This window comes from Bartonella sp. AP57NXGY (assembly GCF_042195805.1).
GTDB lineage: Bacteria > Pseudomonadota > Alphaproteobacteria > Rhizobiales > Rhizobiaceae > Bartonella.
Window position 1 is genome coordinate 1 of sequence record NZ_JBHIOZ010000465.1, and the last position, 800, is coordinate 800.

1 pseudogene is annotated in these 800 nt (G+C 44.5%); it reads left to right on the forward strand.

The annotated features are described in order from the left end of the window. Positions 1 to 800 (forward strand): annotated as a pseudogene (locus ACFIL8_RS11505) (hypothetical protein); the annotation flags it as partial.

An 800-nucleotide genomic window follows, 5' to 3' on the forward strand; every position in this document is an offset into this window, starting at 1 on the left:
AACAAAGGAGGCGCTGTATGGTATTGCTATAGGTAATCAGGCAAATGCGTTTAGTCAGCATTCGATAGCTATAGGTTCTCAGGCACAGGTGGATAAGGGGGGGGAGCGTGGTATTGCTCTAGGTTATCAAGCCTGGGTATCAAATGAAGTGGATAGCATTGCTATAGGCTACATGGCTCATGCTTTAGGCAAAGACAGCATCGCGATAGGTTCCGAATATAATGAATCGGTTGGACCAGACGATCATACAACTGCGGGGAGTGATTATTCAACGGCTGTGGGTGCTGTTTCTAAGGCTTTGGGCTATGGTTCGACTGCTGTTGGTCATCGTGCATACGCAACAGCAAAGAATGCTACGGCTTTTGGTTTTTATTCGAAAGCAACAGTGGAGGGAGGCGTCGCTATAGGGAATGATTCTGTCGCTGATCGGGCTGCTGGTCTTTTAGGTTATGCTCCTTCTTTAAAGGATGGGGTTGCAACAAATGGCACATCTCAGTGGAAAAGTACGCTGGGAGCTGTGAGTGTTGGTTATGATGGTGCTGATAATCCACAAACACGACAAATTATCGGAGTAGCGGCTGGTAGTGAGCCTACTGATGCAGTAAATGTTGTACAGTTAAAAGACTTAGAAAGTGTCGTAAGAAATGGTGGTTGGAAACTATCTGTTGGGGGTAAGGATGATAAGACCGTTATCATGGACAGCGCGGTAGATTTTTCCGCTGGAAGTACAAATCTTCAAATTAGCAAAGGCAAAGATAATAATAATATAAAATTTGATCTAGCTAAGGATATTGCAGTCA